This is a genomic window from Lentilactobacillus sp., from assembly GCF_040773105.1.
Classification (GTDB): Bacteria; Bacillota; Bacilli; order Lactobacillales; family Lactobacillaceae; genus Lentilactobacillus; species Lentilactobacillus parabuchneri.
Map to the genome: position 1 here is coordinate 1 of NZ_JAXGWW010000317.1, position 1,793 is coordinate 1,793.

Annotated in this window: 2 protein-coding genes; both read left to right on the top strand. The window is 43.7% G+C overall.

Features of this window, described 5'->3' with window-relative positions; translation table 11 throughout:
• Nucleotides 1-282 precede the first annotated feature (282 nt).
• Entirely contained in the window at nucleotides 283-1,278 is a 996-nt protein-coding gene (locus tag AB3112_RS11230; RefSeq protein ID WP_367334540.1) for an alpha/beta hydrolase, read from the top strand.
• A gap of 5 nt (nucleotides 1,279-1,283) precedes the next feature.
• The coding region (locus AB3112_RS11235; RefSeq protein WP_367334541.1) for a zinc ribbon domain-containing protein at nucleotides 1,284-1,793 on the top strand (510 nt) is incomplete at its 3' end.

A 1,793-nucleotide genomic window follows, 5' to 3' on the forward strand; every position in this document is an offset into this window, starting at 1 on the left:
CTCATGCCTTTCCCATCTTCAAAAGTCGATAACGTTTCCATTGCCCACAGAGCGGCACATTATTTTCCTTAAATTGTAATAATTTTTTTGAAATTTTTTTGACTTTCTTTCCGTAAATTAATCAAAATATGGACAACGATAAATAAAGCGGTTTCACACTGTAGTTAGACAATCGTCTACTATATTCTATTCCCACCAGTCTTGAAACGTTCTTATCATTCACGTAGAATTATCTTAATATTAAGTTTTCAATTCTTGACAGGGTTATGAGGGGGCTTAGTCGTGAAAAGAAACCTCTGGGCAGTTGTTATCAGCGCCATCGTGATTATTGGGGTAATCCTTGGTGGGCTGGTGCATTCGTTAAATCCACCGGCAAAACAAACTGGCCAGAATCATTCAAAACAAGAACAGACTACCAAGCAGTCGGAGAAGCCAAAACCGGTTCCACGTCAAAAGCAAGCCACCGTGGCACCAACACCTAGTCGCGTCCTGTCACGGACGATGTACAGTTCGCAACTGCACCGAAACTGGCGGTACCGCGTGTATTTGCCACGGAACTATGACCGTTTAAAGCAACAAGGGACGCATTTCCCAGTCATTTATATGTTGCATGGCCTTTACGGCGATGAAACCAATTTGACTGCACAAGCGCATTCCAAGGCTTATTTGGATCGACTGGTGGCTCAAAAGCATTTACCCGTGGTTGCGATTTTCCCCGATGGTGGTAATTCATTCTACTTAAATACCACTAAAGAGAAAATGGAATCTGCTATCACTAATAACCTCATTCCTGAAACAACCAAAGCGTACCAGCTAGCCGGTCAAAACCAACGGGCAATCGGCGGCATTTCAATGGGTGGCTATGGCGCTGCGCGATTGACTTTCCGTCATCCGCACCTCTTTTCAGTTGCCGCGTTAGTTTCACCGGCCATCTGGCAAAAGGTGCCACCAACCGTGCAAACTAATGCGCAAGTGGATGCCTTTAAGGTCAATGGCGCCTTTAACCAGCAGGCCTTTGAACAAGCTCAGCCAAGCCGTTATTTAGCGAACTACTTAAACCAGGAAAAATCGCCAGCTCATTTTTACATTGAAACCACCGCGCTTGATACGACGGTGCCAATCGCTGACGTTAATCTATTTGTTAAACAGTTGCAACAGCATCAGATCAAACCAACCTATCAGGTCGACCACTTTGGCAATCACAACTGGCCGTACTGGAACCGGGCTTTACCTAATGCTTATCGTTACATCTTCAATCAATTTAAATCTCAGAGGTGAGTAATATGTCAACATGTCCAAATTGCGGGGCGAAAGTAAGTCCCGATGATGTATTCTGTCAAAACTGCGGTTATCGCTTAAAGCCTGTAACGACCAGTACGAATAAGCCGACTAATAATGACGTAAAACCAACGTATGAACCTGATTCCAAACCGGCCGAACCACTTGAAACTGATTCTACCGTGACTAAAAAGGCACCGAAACGGAACCGAAAGCGGAAAAAGGGTTCCCGTAAAAAGAAAATCTGGATCAGTCTAATTATTTTAGTCATTTTGATCCTAGTCGGTACTTACTTCTATGGTGCCGGCAAATACAGTAAATCCAAACAAGTTGATGATATGATTACTGCCATGCATGACAACGACACTGACGCGACGGTTAAGTACATGACAACGACTGATCCAAGTTTGGAAATTAATTCAAAATCCATTGCCCCGTTTATGAGTTATTTGAACTCGGATAAGCGTTATCTCGCTGATATGAAAGCCAGCTTAATGAACAACGACCAAACCAGC